The sequence below is a fragment of the Nocardia sp. NPDC058176 genome (genome assembly GCF_042883805.1).
Taxonomy (GTDB): Bacteria; Actinomycetota; Actinomycetes; order Mycobacteriales; family Mycobacteriaceae; genus Nocardia.
Genome location: NZ_JBHVVA010000004.1, coordinates 272,404 through 288,104, shown reverse-complemented (window position 1 = coordinate 288,104; position 15,701 = coordinate 272,404). Strand labels below are relative to the sequence as shown.

The window sequence follows — 15,701 nt, the reverse complement described above, 5'->3', positions numbered from 1 at the left end:
GGGGGTAGCAGCAACGTTACCCGGCGGTTGCTCGGAATCGTTGGGGTATCCGGACCGGGAGCGGGCTCGCACGCTGCGAAGGTGCGTAGGCGGATCGATCCGGCGGGGCCCCTGAGAGATTTAAGGGGACCCCGCGCACCCGGCAGAGCCCGTTGACCCTTGCTGCCTTCCGGCCCTGGGGGAGTTCACAGGATGCGCGCCGCGCGGGATCCGTCGGCCAGTGTAGCGGTAAACGAGCGCACTAGCGATCACGGGTGTCGAACAGCAGGTCGGTGGCCCGATCGAACACCTCGGTGCGGGTGCGGCCCTCGTGATCGGCGGCCAGGAAGTGTCCGCCGATGACCGCGCAGAACGCCAGCAGGCTGCGCGCCTCGACCTCGTCGGGATCATCGCAGAATTCACCGATCGTCTCGCGCAGCAACGCCATTCGCCGGTTGTCGACCCGGCGCAGCCGCTCGGCGACGGCCTCGTCGCGGCGGGCCCAGCCGCGGATCGCGAGGTCGATCGGCAGCAGCCGCTGGCTGGAGAAGGTGAGCAGGCCGGCCATCCTGGCCTTGGTCTTGGCGTCGATGCCGGGCCGGTCGACCTGGTCGATCACCTGGTCGACGGCCTCGCGCTCCCACTCGTCGAGCATCTCGGTGAGCAGGGCGTCGCGGTCGGCGAAGTATCCGTAGAACCCGCCCTTGGTCACGCCGATGCGCTTGGCCAGCGCCTCCACCCGCACGGCGTCGACACCCGAATCGGCCAGCACGCGCAGGCCTTCCTCGACCCATCTGGCCCGGGGAGTGCGCGCGGTGCCCACGACGTGTTCCACCTCATATCGTTCGACGATGCCGCAGCGAGAGCGGCCGGGCCACTCAGTGTACGCAGCCGTATAGTGCCTGGATCCGGCCTCGCCGACCCGACCCGTTTTTACACCGGGGCACAGCTGCCGCTATGCTGCTCCACGGAGGATTCGCCTAGTGGCCTATGGCGCTCGCCTGGAACGCGGGTTGGGTTAACGCCCTCAGGGGTTCAAATCCCCTATCCTCCGCCACAGCAGGGCCCTGATCGGTTCGCCGGTCGGGGCCCTGTTCGTTTAATCGGTGGATCTGTCGGTAGGCATCCGTAGAGTGAGCCCCGATGGTGCGGGAGACCCCCACCACATCCACCCACCGGCGTCGCCGCGCATCGCGCAGATGTGCGTGCCGACACAGTGGAGTGGGTACCCAACCTTCGCGCCCGGCCCAGATGGACGGCGTGCGCCGGTCGATGTCGCTGGACGGCGTTCGACCGCACAGACTTGAGAAAGAAAACATCCGTAGTGAATACAGCACCTGAAACGAGCATCGGTCGCGACGCGACCGGGCCGATCCGGTTGATGCTGCGTGACCGCGATGCCACCACCGGCCCGATCGACGGCGCCTGGTGGCCGCGTACCGATCAGCCGATGACCGAGCTGCACCAGCTGGTCGCCGCGGTCGGACCGCGCATCGGCAAGCTGGCCCGGCTCGGATTCGACTGGAACAGCGTCGAATCCGGCACCGGCGAGCAGGCCTCGCGCATCATGCATCTGGTCGGCAGCAACGGCGCCACGCTCGCGCTGCTCGTCATCCCCGCCGCGACCGAGGCGCCCGCGGCCCGCAGCCAGATGCGCTGGGCGGCGGGCAAACCCCGCGTCCAGGACCCGGCGCCCGCCGAGACGGCGGCCGACGGCCCGCGCACCCTGGTGCAGGCCACCTAGGTCAACGGTCGCTGGTGTAGGTCGGATCGAAGTCGCGCGGTGCGCCGCGGCGGCTGAGCAACCGGTCGAACCACTCGCCCAGGATGACGCCCGCGGCCAGCGCGCAGCCGACGCCGAACGCGCCGAGCAGCTGACTGAAGCCGAGCAGTGACTCGTCCTCCAGCAGCGCGTACAGGCCGCGATACACCTTCAGACCAGGCAACAGCGGCGTGATGCCCGCGGCCGCGACGACCAGCGGCGGCGTGAGCGCGCGCCGCGCCATCAGGCCACCGGCCAGGCCGATCACCGTGGCCGCCATGCCCGAGGCGACGACCGGGCCGAAGCCGATGTCCTGCGCGCCGAGGAAGACCATGGTGCCACCGGCGCCGCTGAGCCCGGCCGCGAGCAGCGCCCGCCGCTCGGCGTAACAGGCCAGGGTGAAGGCGATCGCCGCCACCGCACCGGCCGCGAGTTTGATCCCCAGATACTCGGTATCGCGCCCGGCCGAGGCCGCGATCTCGGGCACCGCGATCCCGAGCATGGTCGAAACCCGCAGCGCCAGACCGATACCGGCGATGATGCCGCCGGTCATCATCAACACCTCGAGCATGCGGGCCGCGGCGGTGATGGGCGCGCCGGTGATCGCGTCCTGCACCGAACCGACCAGCTGCTGCCCACTGAGCAGCACCGTGATGCCCGCGGCCACGATCAGCGCCGCGTCGGCACGCCAGTGATCGCTGATCGAGGCCAGCGCGATCGCGGGCACGGCGGCGATGACACCACCGACCAGATGCTGGAAGAACATCGGCAGACCCAGCTGGTGCAGCGCCCGGTTGACCACATCGATCAGCGCGGTGGTCGCGAAGCTGATGGCGGCCAGCACCGCCCCGCCGCCGAGCAGCACCGCGATCGCGGCCGCCAGCAGCGACCAGCCCGCGGTCGAGGCCCATCGCGGATAGGGGTGGCGCGCCGAGACGATCTCGTCGAGCGCGGCGTGCGCCTCGTCGACGGGGACGATCTGGCTGCGGATCCGGCGGGTCAGCCGGTCGACCGCGGCCAGCCGGGTGAAGTCGAGCGAGCGGTACTTCACCACCCGCATGTCGCTGGCCGGTGGCAGCCGGGGGCCGCGGTCGGCCCAGATGCGGATCGCGTCGAAGGTGACGTCGATGTCGCACTTGTCCAGGCCGTAGGTCGAGGCGATGAACCGGACCTGCGCCGAGGTGTCACCGACACCGGTACCGGCGGCCAGCACCACCTCGCCGACCCGCACCGCGAGATCGAGCACCTGCGAGACCTCGGCGTCGTCGGTGAGGTCGATCGGCTGCAGCGGGGTGGGGGCGGCGACGATGTTGTCGGCCGTGGCCCGCTGGGACGGCAGCACGAACGGGCGGCGCAGCCGCAGCCGCAACCGGGAACGCAGCCCTCGGCGCTCGGTGGTCGTGGCGCCGTCGCCTTCCACCTCGGGGTCCACACTCATACCCACGACGGTAACGGCGTTCGGAGGGGGTTCGGCGCCTCGCAACGTGTTCGTCAACGTGTCGCCTGTTACAGGCGAACGCCGAGCACATCACCGCGCGCCGTAGGCTCAGATGTCGTCGATCAATCCGGTGCTGTAGGCCGTCGCCGCCAGGTGTTGCAGGCAGCGCGGACCGCACCCGTCGTGCTGAGTCAGCACGAAACGGGCCTGCTGCAGCGAAGAAATGGGAGAATCGGCCACGCAGTCGGCATGCGCGGCGCGCCAGCGGTCTTCGCGATCACGCAGGGCGGCGCGCGATGCCGGCGGGTCTGGTGCGGATGTGTCCAGCAGGGTGTGACGGTAGGGGCCAGCGATGGAGGCGATGACTGTATGAACACCGGGACGGGGAAGGTGATCCAGGAGCGGCGGCGGCTGCTCGGGTTGTCGCAGCCCGCGCTCGCCACCGCGATCGGGGTGAGCTCGCGACAGATCACCCGGTACGAATCCGAGGAGCAGTCGCCCACGCTGCCGGTCGCCATCCGGCTGGCCGAGGCGCTGCAGATCTCGCTGGCCGAACTGGCGGGCATCGTGGACAACCGGATCGACCTGGCAGGCCGGTGGTGGGCGGCCTGGCAGAAGGCGGCCAAGCACGGCGAGCAGGTCGAAGTGGCGGCGGTGAACATCCGGCACGAGGGTGACCATCTGCTGCTCGACTCGGACGCGGAAGCCCCAGCGCCGGAGGCGGATCCGGTCGCGCAGGTCCGTGGCGAGATGCGGGTGTGGGACGGTGACGCACTGACCGGCTGGGTGCGCGGCATGGACATCGCGTTCCCGGTCGGCACCATCTACTACTCGCTGCACCCCCAAGGCGCTCACGCCGTCGGCTCGTGGACGACGAAATCCGGCGACGACGGCCTCGTCCGTGGCTGGAGCGCCCTGGCCAGGGAGAAGTCCGACGCCGAGAAGCTGCTGCTGGAACTGCTGCGCACCGACGGCGTCGTCGAGTCGTGGCCGGGGAGCGCGCGCTCGGCCTGAAGCCGCAGCCGGATCTCTGCCACGCTCGGACGCGCGGTGGTTTCCGGGGGCGGCAGGAGTAGTAGGTAGCGGGTCAGCGCGCCGAACACGAACAGCCCCAGCGCGATCCACACGTAGATGTCCATCGGTCCCCTCCGAACGAGTCACAGCTTGCACGGGTGGCGCGGTATGGTGATGACGAAGCCGCCGGACAAAAGTATGGTCGCCGTCAAGACCTTTTGGACAGCAAAAAGCGTCTACAAACGTCTACAGTTCTCTACGATGGCCTCATGTCCAGTCGGGGCGAGCAGGGGAACGGCGCGACCACCATCGTCGGAGCGCGATTGCGGCGGCTACGTGAAGAGTCCGGGTTGTCCCTGACGGCGCTGGCCGCCCGCGTCCCGTACAGCAGGGCCGCGCTCGGTCACTACGAAACCGGTACGCGCGCAGCGCCGTCCGAGGTGATCGACTGGTACGAACGCATCCACTCCCAATCCGCGCCCGCGCTACCGCGCACCCGCCGACGTGATCCGCGCGCCGCCGATGCCGCGCTCGCCACGGCCATCGCGGCCGCGCACCGCGCGGGCCAACCGCTCATCGAGATCGGCCGACCGCACCAGGGCGACACCGGAACCGGCTATTTCTGCCCGTTCCGCATCGACGGGCTGATCGAGGGCGAGGCCGCGGGCACCGATCCCGCGACCGCGCTGCACTCGGCGCTGCGCGCGGTCAGCATCGAGTTGACCAGGCCAGGCGCGAAGCCCTAACCGTGTGCGGCGACCACGGCGCCGAGTGACTCGGCGAGCAGTTCCAGGTACCGGTCCGGGTCGGGCAGCACCTCGGGATCGGAATGCACTGACAGCGTCAGCTTTTCACCGATGCCGTGCACGCCATGAGTCAGATGCATGACCGTGCCGAGCGCGGGGAATCCGCCGGTGAACAGGACCGGCGCACCCGCGAAGGCGAGATCGGCCGGGCCGCGGTAGACACTGGAGACGACCGTGTTGCCGTCGAGCGCGTCGGGCACGCTGTGCAGATCGGCGCGCTCGACATCGCGCACGGCCAGCACGGCGGGCACCACCGCCCCCACCCGATCCTGTGCGGCCAGTAGTGGATTGAGCGCTCGGTCGCGGCGGGTGGCGAGGTCGTCGGCGATCAGGGCGGCGCGCAGGCGCAGGTCCGGTTCGTCGATGTGCAGGTCGATCGACAGACCGCGGTAGTTGTTGCGGGCCGCTCCCCGATCCGGCAGCGCCATCGGGAGCGCGGTACCCAGGCACTCGGGCGGCAGGCCGCGTTCGGTGAGATAGCCGGCGAGTGCGCGTGAAATCGCGGTCAGGGCAACGACAGTCACGGTTCGGCCGGGAATTCGAAGCTCGGTCGCGTCGACGACGAGCAGGCGGACCTGATGATCGGCGACCGGCACCGCGGGGTTCAGCGCGCAGGGCGCGAACCCGGTTGCGGCCGCGGGGACCTCGCCCGTCGCGGTGCGGTCGGCCAGCTCCCGCTGTGCGCGGTAGGCGGCGCGACCACGCCAGATCGTCTGCGCGGCCCGCTGGGGAAAACGCAGTAGCCCAAGCACACTCACGGCTGCTGCCGGTGGCGTCCATCCACAGACTTGTCCACAGGAATCCACAGTCTGTGTAGAGGTTTTCGCTGGTTGTACCGGCCGGGATCCCGAGTTATCCACAGGCTCACCGGGAGAGCTGTGGACAACTTCACCCTCGGGCGCCGGACCGAAGAGGGCACGGGCGATCGCGGCGGCCCTGGTGCCGTCGGCCAGCGCGTGGGAAACCTGAAGGATCGCCACCAGCACCGGCACCGCCGAACCCGGCGCATCTCGCACACCACGGAAGACATGGATGCGCCAGGGGTATTCGGTGGCATCCAGACCGGTGCCCAGAAGTTCGCCCACGCGATCGAGCAGACTGTGCCACGACCGGCCATCCGGGCGGTGGGTCACGAATTGCTGGGCCACGAATTCAGTGGATATCCACCGGGGATAGTCGAGGTCGCCCGGTATCTCCTGCAACCGGATCCGCAGATCCGGAATGCGCGCGACGCGCGCCGCGATGAAAGCGCGGAGTTCATCGGTGGCAGTGGCGTTTTCGGCGAAAGAGTAGAGCAGGAACACATCATTGGCGGTGCGCCGCGACAGCCAGAACATCGTCGCGTCGCGCGGGGCCATCCTCGTCATCCGGCCACGATAGGCCACCACTGAGAAGGCCCCGAGTCCTACCGACTCGGGGCCGGAACTACCTGCGCGAGGCACACGGTGTGGATTCAGCCTTGCCCGAACGCTCCCGAGTTGATGTCGGCGAGAAAGGCGTCCCACGCTCCCGGTCCGAAGGCCAGCACGGGGCCGCCACCGAGATCCTTCGTGTCACGGACCGCCACCTCGGAACCGGCGAGAAAGGCCACTTCCACGCAGTTCCCATCGGGTCCGCTGTAGGTGCTCTTCCGCCACACAGCGTTCGTCACATCAACTCCCACGGCACTTGCTCCTTTGCGTCATCGAGAACGGGATTACTCCTGGAATCGCTGCAATATTCCGGATTCCGGCGCGACCGACGAGTTACTTCGTGGCACACAGAGACCGCCACACGGCACGCGCAACCTACCGGCACGAACCAGCACATCGAGGCGTTTCCGCCTCCGGGGGCTGCCCCCGCGGAAGAGACACTAGCAGGTCTTCCGCAAGTTTGCGGATGAGAATTTGCTTTCTCATATCCTTTTGCCAATGTTGCGAAGGTTCACGTTTGCGGGAGCATTGCCAGGTCCCTATACCCATTCCGGATCCGGCTGACACATCAACTTTTACGTCGGCGTGATTGGTCCGTGATACGTCACTATCCGCGTTGTCTCACCCGTCCCATAGGCACCATCGAGAGCGGGCGTGGATCATGGGGGAATGATCTCCCGTGACCGTGACGCCGCAGGTCGTGCCCGCAACGACCGCCCCCGCGACCGACTCGGCAGGCCGCTGCCACCCGGCAGTGCCGGAGTGGCCCGAATTCCCGACGACCTCGAGTTGACGCCCCAGCAAACTCTGACCTTCGCTCAGCAACTGCTGGACGACGGTCTGGCATTCAACGCGCACGAAGTATTGGAAGCGGCATGGAAGAACGGGCCGGTAGCCGAGCGGATGCTCTGGCAGGGTCTGGCGCAATACGCGGTGGGCATCACCCACATCCAGCGCGGCAATCGCAAGGGCGCGGGCACCCTGCTGCGCCGCGCGAGCGAGCGGCTCACGGTGTACCCGGCGAATGCCCAGCACCACGAAGTCGACCGCGACGGACTGATCGCGCACGCGCGAGAACTGCTCGCCGCCCTCGATTCCGGCGCCGAGATCACCGAGGACCGGCTGCGGCCGAGGCTGTGCGCCGAACCCACCTAGGATGGGTGCGGTGTCGACCAGCCAGGCTCCGGGCGCGGGCCGCTACGCCCCGAGCCCGTCGGGCGAGCTGCACATCGGGAACCTGCGCACCGCCGTGCTCGCCTGGTTGTTCGCGCGAACCACCGAGCGGCGGTTCCTGATCCGGGTCGACGACCTCGACCGGGTGCGGCCCGGCGCCGCCGCCCGTCAGCTCGACGACCTCGCCGCGATCGGCATCGACTGGGACGGTCCCGTCGTCTACCAGTCCGAGCGGCTGCCCGCCTACGCGGCGGCCGTCGCCGAACTCACCGCGGCCGGGCGCACCTACGAATGTTTCTGCACCCGGCGCGAGATCCAGCAGGCCGCCACGGCGCCGCACGGCCCGATGGGCGCCTATCCGGGCACCTGCCGCGAGCTGACCGAGGCCCAGCGCGCGGCCCGCCGCGCCGAAGGCAGGCCCGCCGCACTGCGTTTGCGCGCCGAGGTCACCGACTACGAGATCACCGATCTGCTGCACGGCCGATATCGCGGCGCCGTCGACGATCTGGTGCTGCGCCGCGGTGACGGCATTCCCGCCTACAACCTGACCGTGGTGGTCGACGACGCCGCTCATGGCATCGACCAGGTGGTGCGCGGTGACGATCTGCTGCCGTCCACCCCGCGCCAGGCCTACCTCGCCGAGCTACTCGGACTCGCCGCGCCGACCTACGCCCACGTGCCGCTCGTGCTCAATCAGGAGGGCAAGCGATTGGCCAAACGTGACGGGGCAGTGAGCCTTTCGGATCAACGCGCACTGGGCAACACGCCCGAGGACGTGGTGACCGCGATCGCGGACTCGCTCGGGTATTCCGCGCGGACAACGGCAGAGCTCCGCGAAGTATTCGACCCCACGCACATCCCCGGAAAACCATGGATACTCGAGCCTATCGGGTTGTTCCGACCAGAGGGATGTCCGTAACGTACGCATCGACCGATCTACTGATCACGACGAGGACGAATTTATGACCAGCGGTGGTTACGACCCCAACCAGTACCCGCAGGGCGGTCAGCCCGGCGGCTACGGCCAGGATCCCTACGGCCAGCAGCAGCCGGGATACGGACAGCAGCAGCCGTACGGCCAGCAGCAGCCCGGCTACGGCCAGGACCCCTACGGCCAGCAGCAGCCGACCTACGGCCAGGACCCGTACCCGCAACAGGGCTACGGCCAGAACCCGAACCCGTACGGGCAGGCGGGCTTCGGCGGTGTCACCCCGGCCGACCTGGGCATCCGCTTCGGTGCGCGGGTCATCGACAACTTGATCGTGAGCATCCCGATCGCGATCGTGCTCTCGCTCGTGCTGTCCGGCAACACGGTGCAGCTGGCCACCGGCTTCATCGCCTCGCTGGCGCTCTACGGCTACTTCGTGGCCATGGAGGTCAGCCAGGGCACCACGCTGGGCAAGAAGATCCTCGGTCTGCGGGTCGTCGCCCCCGGTGGCGCCCCGAACCTGACGCCCGAGCAGTCGCTCAAGCGCAACCTGTTCGTCGCTGTCAGCGCGATCCCGTGCATCGGCGGCCTGGCCGGGCTGGGTCTGGCGATCTACATCGCGATCACCATCTCCCAGGACCCGAACAAGCAGGGCTGGCACGACAAGTTCGCCGGCGGCACGCAGGTCGTCAAGGGCTGATTCCCAGCCGACGCGAAACAACAGGGGCGCTTCCGGATCCGGAAGCGCCCCTGTTGCCGTCTGTGCGGGTCAGTAGGTCGACGTGGTTTCCCACCCGCTGGCGAAGCCGAGGACCATCACGAAGACCACGTACAGCAGGGCGAGCACCAGCGTGATCGCGCCGATCCAGATGCCGGCCAGCGCCATGCCACGACCCTCACCACCACGCTCCTTGAGCTGGTTGAGCGCCATCACACCGAGCACGATGCCGACGATCGAACCGATGCAGGTGCACATGCCGATCAGCGAGGTCACCAGCGAGGCGATGGCCAGCCCGTTGGTGCCCTGCGGCTGAGGGTAGGCGCCGTAGGGCTGGTAGCCACCGGCCTGCGGGTACCCGCCGTAACCGGGCTGCTGCGGATATTGCGGCGCCCCGGCCTGCGGCTGCTGGTAGTTCGGGTACTGCGGCTGCGAGGGCGGCGGGGCGGACTGCTGCGGGTACTGCGGCGCCGACGGATAGCTGGGCTGCTGCGGCTGGGAAGGCTGCGACGGCTGGGCGGTCGGGTACTGCGGCACCGAACCCGGCGCGCCGGACTCCGGCGACACGCCGGAGCCGCCGTACTGCTTCCACCACTCGTCGGAATCGCCGGGATTCGTCATTACTACAGCCTATTCCACAACCCAGGACCGTGGCGCGGCACGACCTTGGTTGGATGGAGGGCGTGACCGAACCGAACGCTCTCGACAAACCCACCGACACTGGGCACCCCGCGCCGGACCATGCGGCATTCGCCCAGGCTGCGCGGGGGTTCTATCCGACCATCGTCGCCGTGTTCACCGCGACGCTGATCATCTCCAACATCTGCGCCACCAAGGGCGTGGAGTTCTTCGCCGACAAGTCGGTGATGCTCGGGCCGCTGCAGCTGCTGCCGATCACCACCGATGCCGCCTTCTTCCTTTTCCCGCTCGCCTACATCCTCGGTGACGTGCTCAGCGAGGTGTACGGCTTCCGCGCCACCCGCCACGCCATCTACACCGGCTTCGCCGCGCTGCTGCTCACCGTCGGCGCCTTCACGATCGCCATCCGGCTGCCACCCGCGGGCTTCTACGACAACCAGGAAGCCTTCCGCACCGTCATCGGCACCACCCCGCAGCTGGTGCTGGCCGGGCTGGCGGGCTATTTCGTGGGCCAGTTGCTGAACTCGGCCACCCTGGTGATGATCAAGGAACGCACCAAGGAAAAGCACCTGTGGGCCAGGCTGATCGGTTCCACCGTGATCGGCGAGTTCGCCGACACCCTCATCTTCTGCTCGATCGCCGCCACCGCCATCGGCATCGACACCTGGCAGTCGTTCATCAACTTCGTGATCATCGGCTTCCTCTGGAAGACGCTGTGCGAGGTGCTGATGCTGCCCATCACCTACCGGGTGATCGCGATCCTCAAGAAATCCGAACCCACCTACGCCCCGGCGAAACGCGACGCGCTGCACGACTGAGCGCGCGGCGCCCGGGTCACGCCGACCCGGGCGCCTTGATCCGGCCCTGCCACTGCCCGAGGAACTCGGCCTTGAACGCGTCGAAGTAGCCGCCATCGATGCTGGCCCTGATCCGGTCGACCAGCCGCACGGTGAACCGCTCGTTGTGGATCGTGCACAGCGTCGCCGAGAGCATCTCCTTGGCCTTGAACAGGTGATGCAGGTAGGCGCGGGTGTAGTGCGCGCAGGTGTAGCAGTCGCAGTTCTCGTCGATCGGGGTGAAATCGCGGCGGAACCGGCTGGTGTTGATGTTGAACCGGCCCTCGTCGACGTAGATGGCCGCGTTGCGGGCCACCCGCGAGGGGTTGACGCAGTCGAAGGTGTCCGCGCCGTTCTCGATGGCGGTGAACATGTCCTCGGGTTCGCTGATGCCGAGCATGTGGCGCGGCTTGTGCTCGGGCAGCTCGTCGCAACACCAGCCGACGATGGTGCCCAGGTTGTGCTTCTCCAGCGCGCCACCGATGCCGTAGCCGTCGAATTCCGTTCCGCCACTGCCGCGGATCGTCTCCAGCTCGCGACAGGCCTTGCGCCGCAGGTCTTCGTACTGCGCGCCCTGGATCACCGCGAACAGCGCCTGATACGGCCGGTGGGCACGCTGGTCGGTAAGGCGTTCGTGCTCGTCGATGCAGCGCTGGGCCCACTCGTGCGTGCGCTGTAGCGATTTCTCCTGGTAGCCACGGGTGTTCATGAGCGTGGTCAGCTCGTCGAAGGCGAACATGATGTCGGCGCCGAGTTCGTGCTGGATGCCCATCGACACCTCGGGGGTGAAGCGATGCTTGGACCCGTCCAGGTGCGAGCGGAAGGTGACGCCGTCGTCGTCGACGGTGGCCAGCCGCTCCTTGCCCGCGGCGATCACCTGATCGGAGCGGATGTCGACGGCCTCCATCGCGAGCACCTTCTTGAACCCGACCCCCAGCGACATCACCTGGAACCCGCCGCTGTCGGTGAAGGTCGGGCCCGCCCAGTTCATGAACTTGCCGAGCCCGCCCGCCTCGTCGACGATGTCGGCGCCGGGCTGCAGGTACAGGTGATAGGCGTTGGCCAGCAGGGCCTGCGCGCCCAGCTCCTTCATCGCCTCCGGCAGGACCGCCTTCACCGAGGCCTTGGTCCCCACCGGAATGAAGGCGGGCGTGGCGATCTCACCGTGCGGGGTGGAGATCACCCCGGTCCGGCCGTGGCGCCCACCATCGAGACGGGTACCTACTTCGAAGGAGAACTCGCTGCGCTCGGCCACCGGCCCATCGTGCCAGCCCCGCTGCCCGGTCTAGGCTTCGGCCGCCGCGAACTGGGCGTTGTAGAGGTTGTAGTAAGCGCCCTTCTCGGTGAGCAACCGTTCGTGGTTGCCGTGTTCGACGATGCGGCCCTTCTCCATCACCACGATCAGGTCGGCGTCGCGAATCGTCGACAAGCGGTGCGCGATCACGAAACTCGTGCGATCGCGACGCAGGGCGGCGGTGGCCTGCTGGACCAGCAGTTCGGTGCGGGTGTCGACCGAGCTGGTCGCCTCGTCCAGGATCAGGATCGACGGCTTGGCCAGGAATGCGCGGGCGATGGTGATCAGCTGCTTCTCCCCCGCGCTGACGCCGCCGCCCTCCTCGTCGATCACCGTGTCGTAGCCGTGCGGCAGCGAGTGCACGAACCGGTCGACGTAGGCGGCGCGGGCAGCCGCGAGGATGTCGTGTTCGGACGCGTTGGGATTGCCGTAGGCGATGTTCTCCCTGATCGTGCCCTTGAACAGCCAGGTGTCCTGCAGCACCATGCCGATGCGCGAGCGCAGATGGTCGCGGGTGATGGTGGTGATGTCGACATCGTCGATCGTGATGGCGCCCGCGTCGAGTTCGTAGAACCGCATCAGCAGGTTGACCAGCGTGGTCTTGCCCGCGCCGGTCGGCCCGACGATGGCGATGACGTGGCCGGGGTCGGCGACCAGCGAGAGTCGTTCGATGATCGGGGTCTCCGGGTCGTAGCCGAAGGACACCCCCTCGAATTCGACGCGGCCGCGATCGACCGGGCGCTGGTTCTCCACCAGCGGGTCCGGGCTCTGTTCCTCGGCGTCGAGGATCTCGAAGATCCGCTCGGCGGAGGCGACACCGGACTGCAGCAGGTTCGCCATCGCGCCGATCTGGGTGAGCGGCTGGCTGAACTGGCGCGAGTACTGGATGAAGGCCTGCACCTCACCCAGCGACAGGTTGCCGGTGGCCACCCGCAGACCGCCGACCAGGGCGATGAACACGAAGTTGATGTTCCCGAGGAACATGATCGCGGGCATGATCAGGCCGGAGATGAACTGCGCCTTGAAGCTCGCGTCGTGCAGCTTCTGGTTGCGCTTGTCGAACTCCTTGCCGACCTCGCGGCCGCGGCCGAACGCGGTGATGATCTCGTGGCCGGTGTAGGCCTCCTCGACCGAGGAGTTCACCTCGCCGGTGAACTTCCACTGGTCGACGAAGTGCGGCTTGGACCGCTTGGCGATCTGCGCGGTGACGATGATCGCCGCGGGCACGGTGAGCAGCGCGATCAGCGCCAGCAGCGGCGAGATCCAGAACATCATGATCAGGATGCCGACCACGGTGAACAGCGAGACCAGCAGCTGGCTCATGGTCTGCTGCAGGCTCTGCGAGACATTGTCGACGTCGTTGGTGACGCGGCTGAGCACGTCACCGCGGGGGGCGGTGTCGAAGTAGCGCAGCGGCAGCCGGTGCAGCTTGTTCTCCACCTCGTCGCGCAGCCGCTTCACCGTCCGGTTGATGACGATGTTGAGCAGGTAACCCTGCAGCCAGCCGAAGACCGAGGCCGCCACGTACAGGCTGAGCACGAGGATCAGCACCTGGCCGACGGCGTGGAAGTCGACGCCAGTACCGGGGATCACGTTCATCGCCGAGAGCATGTCGGCGCGGGTGTTCTCGCCCTGCGCACGCAGCAGCTCGACGGTCTGGTCCTTGCTGAGACCGGGGTCGAGTTCCTTGCCGACGAAACCGTCGAAGACGAGGTTGGTCGCCTTGCCGAGCAGATAGGGGCCGAGGGTGTTGAGGACGACCGAGGTGATCACCAGCGCGATGATCATCCCGACGGTGAACCGTTCGGGAGCGAGCCTGCGCAGCAGCCGCTTCAATGACGGACCGAACGATTTCGGCTTGGTCCCCGGTGCTCCGGGGCCCGGCGCGCCTGGCCTCATCGAGCCTCCTCCACACTCAGCTGGGACTCGACGATCTCGCGGTACTCCGGACATCGCTGCATCAAATGGTCGTGATTGCCGATGCCTGCCATGGCACCGTCCTCGAGCACGACGATCTGGTCGGCGTCGCGAATGGTCTGGATCCGCTGGGCGACGATGATCACCGCCGCGTCGGCCGTCTCCGGCTTCAGCGCCGCGCGCAGCCGGGCATCGGTCGCCACGTCGAGCGCGGAGAACGAATCGTCGAACAGGTACACGCGCGGCTGCCGCACCAGCGCGCGGGCGATGCACAGCCGCTGGCGCTGACCACCCGAGACCGTGGTGCCGCCCTGGGCGACCGGGGTGTCGAGCCCCTGCGGCATCTCCCGCACGAAATCGGCCGCCTGGGCGACCTCGAGCGCGTGCCACAGGTCCTCGTCGGTGGCGTCGGGCTTGCCGTAGCGCAGGTTGGTGGCGATCGTCCCGGAGAACAGGTACGCCTTCTGCGGGACGAGGCCGATGCCGCCACGCAGCAGTTCCAGGTCGAGGTGGCGCACATCGGTGCCGCCGACGTAGACCGCGCCGTCGGTGACATCGATCAGGCGCGGGATCAGGTTGATCAGCGTGGACTTGCCCGAACCGGTGGACCCGACCACGGCGGTGGTGGTGCCCGGCGCGACCTGGAAGCGGATGCCGCGCAGCACCGGCTTCTCCGCGCCGGGGTAGGCGAATTCGGCGAACTGCAGGTCGACGGTGGCCGGGTCGCCCGCGAAGGGCTGGGGCAGCCGCGGCGGGCGGACCGAGGACTCGGTCTCGAGCACGGCCGCGATCCGGTCGGCCGAGACGGCGGCGCGCGGGGCCATCATCGCCAGGAACGAGGCCATCATGACGGCCATCAGGATCTGCATGATGTAGGACAGCAGCGCGGTGAGCGAGCCGATCTGCATGCTGCCCTCGTCGACGTGGTGACCGCCGAACCAGATCACCGCGACGGCGGTGACATTGCTGATCAGCATGACGGTGGGGAACATCAGCGCCGCCAGCTTGCCGACCCGCAGCGAGGCATCGGTGAGCGAGCGGTTGGCCATCCCGAAACGCCAGATCTCCTGGCGCTCGCGCACGAAGGCCCGCACCACCCTGATGCCGGTGATCTGCTCGCGCAGCACCCGGTTGACCTCGTCGATGCGCGTCTGCATCTGCCGGAAGCCAGGCACCATCCTGGCCACGATGGTGCCCATCGCCAGCGCGAGCGCGGGCACCGCGATGAGCAGCAGCCAGGACAGCCCGAGATCCTCGCGGACCGCCATGATGATGCCGCCGACGCACATGATCGGCGCCATCACCAGAATCGTCACCGACATGACGATGAGCAGCTGCACCTGCTGGATGTCGTTGGTGGAGCGGGTGATCAGCGAGGGCGCGCCGAAGACGCCGACCTCGCGCGCCGAGAACGTCTCGACCCGGTGCAGCACCCCGCCGCGCATGTCGCGCCCGGCGCCCATCGCCGCCTGCGCGCCGAAGTACACCGACGCCGCCGAGGCCACGATCTGCACGAAGCTCACCGCGAGCATCCACAGGCCGGTGGTCCAGATGAAGCCGATATCGCCCTTGGTGACGCCGTCGTCGATGAGGTCGGCGTTGAGGCTGGGCAGGTAGAGCATCGCGATGACCGAGATCAGCTGGAGGACGAGAACCCCGGCCAGCTGGGCGCGGTACGGGGCCAAGTAGGTCCGCAGCAGGGTGATCAACATGATGGTCGCAGGCTACCGCGTGCGGATGTGTGAAGCCCCGCGGTTTTACTCGTCTTGTGGATAACCAGGGGGT

Annotated in this window: 16 protein-coding genes, 1 tRNA gene, 1 other RNA gene and 1 pseudogene; 8 read left to right on the top strand and 11 right to left on the bottom strand. The window is 68.1% G+C overall.

Annotated elements, in window-relative coordinates:
• Nucleotides 1-120: 120 nt before the first annotated feature.
• Both ffs and ACFVVM_RS22695 read right to left on the bottom strand, forming a co-directional pair.
• Nucleotides 121-215, bottom strand: an RNA gene (gene ffs / locus ACFVVM_RS22700) — signal recognition particle sRNA small type.
• A 26-nt stretch (nt 216-241) separates the two neighbouring features.
• Entirely contained in the window at nt 242-814 is a 573-nt protein-coding gene (locus ACFVVM_RS22695; protein WP_387621558.1) for a TetR/AcrR family transcriptional regulator, read from the bottom strand.
• 134 nt (nt 815-948) lie between these two features.
• On the opposite strand from ACFVVM_RS22695, the gene ACFVVM_RS22690 reads away from it, so the two are divergent.
• Nucleotides 949-1,036: transfer RNA gene (locus ACFVVM_RS22690), tRNA-Ser, on the top strand.
• Nucleotides 1,037-1,303: 267 nt separating this feature from the next.
• On the top strand, nt 1,304-1,723 hold the full coding sequence (locus tag ACFVVM_RS22685; RefSeq protein ID WP_387621555.1) for a DUF5994 family protein: 420 nt from the start codon (nt 1,304-1,306) through the stop codon (nt 1,721-1,723).
• Between the two features lies 1 nt (nt 1,724).
• Here ACFVVM_RS22685 and ACFVVM_RS22680 read toward each other — a convergent pair whose 3' ends face one another.
• Nucleotides 1,725-3,179: a threonine/serine exporter ThrE family protein gene (locus tag ACFVVM_RS22680; RefSeq protein WP_387621553.1), complete on the bottom strand. Its 1,455-nt coding sequence runs from the start codon at nt 3,177-3,179 to the stop codon at nt 1,725-1,727.
• Nucleotides 3,180-3,287: 108 nt separating this feature from the next.
• On the bottom strand, nt 3,288-3,419 hold the full coding sequence (locus tag ACFVVM_RS22675; RefSeq protein WP_019044495.1) for a hypothetical protein: 132 nt from the start codon (nt 3,417-3,419) through the stop codon (nt 3,288-3,290).
• 129 nt (nt 3,420-3,548) lie between these two features.
• Here ACFVVM_RS22675 and ACFVVM_RS22670 point away from each other — a divergent pair, with 129 nt between their 5' ends.
• Nucleotides 3,549-4,193 carry a helix-turn-helix domain-containing protein gene (locus ACFVVM_RS22670; RefSeq protein ID WP_387621550.1) on the top strand — a complete coding sequence of 215 codons (645 nt, stop codon included), beginning with the start codon at nt 3,549-3,551 and terminating at the stop codon, nt 4,191-4,193.
• Nucleotides 4,194-4,462: 269 nt separating this feature from the next.
• A complete protein-coding gene (locus ACFVVM_RS22665; RefSeq protein ID WP_387621547.1) occupies nt 4,463-4,939 on the top strand; it encodes a helix-turn-helix domain-containing protein in 477 nt (158 codons plus the stop codon).
• Here ACFVVM_RS22665 and ACFVVM_RS22660 read toward each other — a convergent pair.
• The 3 genes and pseudogenes from ACFVVM_RS22660 to ACFVVM_RS22650 all read right to left on the bottom strand — a co-directional run bounded on the left by ACFVVM_RS22660 (nt 4,936) and on the right by ACFVVM_RS22650 (nt 6,650).
• On the bottom strand, nt 4,936-5,757 hold the full coding sequence (locus tag ACFVVM_RS22660) for a WS/DGAT domain-containing protein (RefSeq protein ID WP_387622324.1): 822 nt from the start codon (nt 5,755-5,757) through the stop codon (nt 4,936-4,938). The genes ACFVVM_RS22665 and ACFVVM_RS22660 overlap by 4 nt on opposite strands.
• 105 nt (nt 5,758-5,862) lie before the next feature.
• Nucleotides 5,863-6,336, bottom strand: a pseudogene (locus ACFVVM_RS22655) (wax ester/triacylglycerol synthase domain-containing protein); the annotation flags it as partial.
• Between the two features lie 116 nt (nt 6,337-6,452).
• Entirely contained in the window at nt 6,453-6,650 is a 198-nt protein-coding gene (locus tag ACFVVM_RS22650) for a DUF397 domain-containing protein (RefSeq protein ID WP_387621544.1), read from the bottom strand.
• A 430-nt stretch (nt 6,651-7,080) separates the two neighbouring features.
• On the opposite strand from ACFVVM_RS22650, the gene ACFVVM_RS22645 reads away from it, so the two are divergent.
• Genes ACFVVM_RS22645 through ACFVVM_RS22635 form a run of 3 tightly spaced genes read left to right on the top strand, consistent with a single transcriptional unit; the run spans nt 7,081 to nt 9,212 of the window.
• On the top strand, nt 7,081-7,566 hold the full coding sequence (locus ACFVVM_RS22645; protein WP_387621542.1) for a DUF309 domain-containing protein: 486 nt from the start codon (nt 7,081-7,083) through the stop codon (nt 7,564-7,566).
• A 1-nt stretch (nt 7,567) separates the two neighbouring features.
• Nucleotides 7,568-8,503 carry a tRNA glutamyl-Q(34) synthetase GluQRS gene (gluQRS, locus tag ACFVVM_RS22640; protein ID WP_387621539.1) on the top strand — a complete coding sequence of 312 codons (936 nt, stop codon included), beginning with the start codon at nt 7,568-7,570 and terminating at the stop codon, nt 8,501-8,503.
• Between the two features lie 43 nt (nt 8,504-8,546).
• Nucleotides 8,547-9,212: an RDD family protein gene (locus ACFVVM_RS22635; RefSeq protein ID WP_387621537.1), complete on the top strand. Its 666-nt coding sequence runs from the start codon at nt 8,547-8,549 to the stop codon at nt 9,210-9,212.
• A gap of 69 nt (nt 9,213-9,281) precedes the next feature.
• On the opposite strand, the gene ACFVVM_RS22630 is transcribed toward ACFVVM_RS22635, so the two are convergent.
• The gene (locus tag ACFVVM_RS22630; RefSeq protein WP_387621534.1) at nt 9,282-9,851 is read right to left on the bottom strand and encodes a DUF4190 domain-containing protein; all 570 of its coding nucleotides are present in this window, start codon (nt 9,849-9,851) and stop codon (nt 9,282-9,284) included.
• 53 nt (nt 9,852-9,904) lie between these two features.
• Here ACFVVM_RS22630 and ACFVVM_RS22625 point away from each other — a divergent pair, with 53 nt between their 5' ends.
• Nucleotides 9,905-10,687, top strand: coding sequence for a queuosine precursor transporter (locus ACFVVM_RS22625; RefSeq protein ID WP_387621532.1), 783 nt, complete (start codon nt 9,905-9,907; stop codon nt 10,685-10,687).
• A 16-nt stretch (nt 10,688-10,703) separates the two neighbouring features.
• On the opposite strand, the gene tgt is transcribed toward ACFVVM_RS22625, so the two are convergent.
• Genes tgt through ACFVVM_RS22610 form a run of 3 tightly spaced genes read right to left on the bottom strand, consistent with a single transcriptional unit; the run spans nt 10,704 to nt 15,628 of the window.
• A complete protein-coding gene (gene tgt, locus ACFVVM_RS22620; protein WP_387621530.1) occupies nt 10,704-11,960 on the bottom strand; it encodes a tRNA guanosine(34) transglycosylase Tgt in 1,257 nt (418 codons plus the stop codon).
• A 30-nt stretch (nt 11,961-11,990) separates the two neighbouring features.
• Entirely contained in the window at nt 11,991-13,898 is a 1,908-nt protein-coding gene (locus tag ACFVVM_RS22615; protein WP_387621527.1) for an ABC transporter ATP-binding protein, read from the bottom strand.
• Entirely contained in the window at nt 13,895-15,628 is a 1,734-nt protein-coding gene (locus tag ACFVVM_RS22610; RefSeq protein WP_387621524.1) for an ABC transporter ATP-binding protein, read from the bottom strand. The genes ACFVVM_RS22615 and ACFVVM_RS22610 overlap by 4 nt, the downstream gene beginning before the upstream one ends.
• Nucleotides 15,629-15,701: the final 73 nt, after the last annotated feature.

Coding starts and splice junctions, on each gene's coding strand:
- gluQRS (WP_387621539.1), top strand. CDS start 7,568: ATGGGTGCGGTGTCGACCAGCCAGGCTCCGGGCGCGGGCCGCTACGCC.
- ACFVVM_RS22625 (WP_387621532.1), top strand. CDS start 9,905: ATGGAGGGCGTGACCGAACCGAACGCTCTCGACAAACCCACCGACACT.
- ACFVVM_RS22610 (WP_387621524.1), bottom strand. CDS start 15,628: ATGTTGATCACCCTGCTGCGGACCTACTTGGCCCCGTACCGCGCCCAG.
- ACFVVM_RS22665 (WP_387621547.1), top strand. CDS start 4,463: ATGTCCAGTCGGGGCGAGCAGGGGAACGGCGCGACCACCATCGTCGGA.
- ACFVVM_RS22630 (WP_387621534.1), bottom strand. CDS start 9,851: ATGACGAATCCCGGCGATTCCGACGAGTGGTGGAAGCAGTACGGCGGC.
- ACFVVM_RS22615 (WP_387621527.1), bottom strand. CDS start 13,898: ATGAGGCCAGGCGCGCCGGGCCCCGGAGCACCGGGGACCAAGCCGAAA.
- ACFVVM_RS22645 (WP_387621542.1), top strand. CDS start 7,081: ATGATCTCCCGTGACCGTGACGCCGCAGGTCGTGCCCGCAACGACCGC.
- ACFVVM_RS22680 (WP_387621553.1), bottom strand. CDS start 3,179: ATGAGTGTGGACCCCGAGGTGGAAGGCGACGGCGCCACGACCACCGAG.
- ACFVVM_RS22670 (WP_387621550.1), top strand. CDS start 3,549: ATGAACACCGGGACGGGGAAGGTGATCCAGGAGCGGCGGCGGCTGCTC.
- ACFVVM_RS22635 (WP_387621537.1), top strand. CDS start 8,547: ATGACCAGCGGTGGTTACGACCCCAACCAGTACCCGCAGGGCGGTCAG.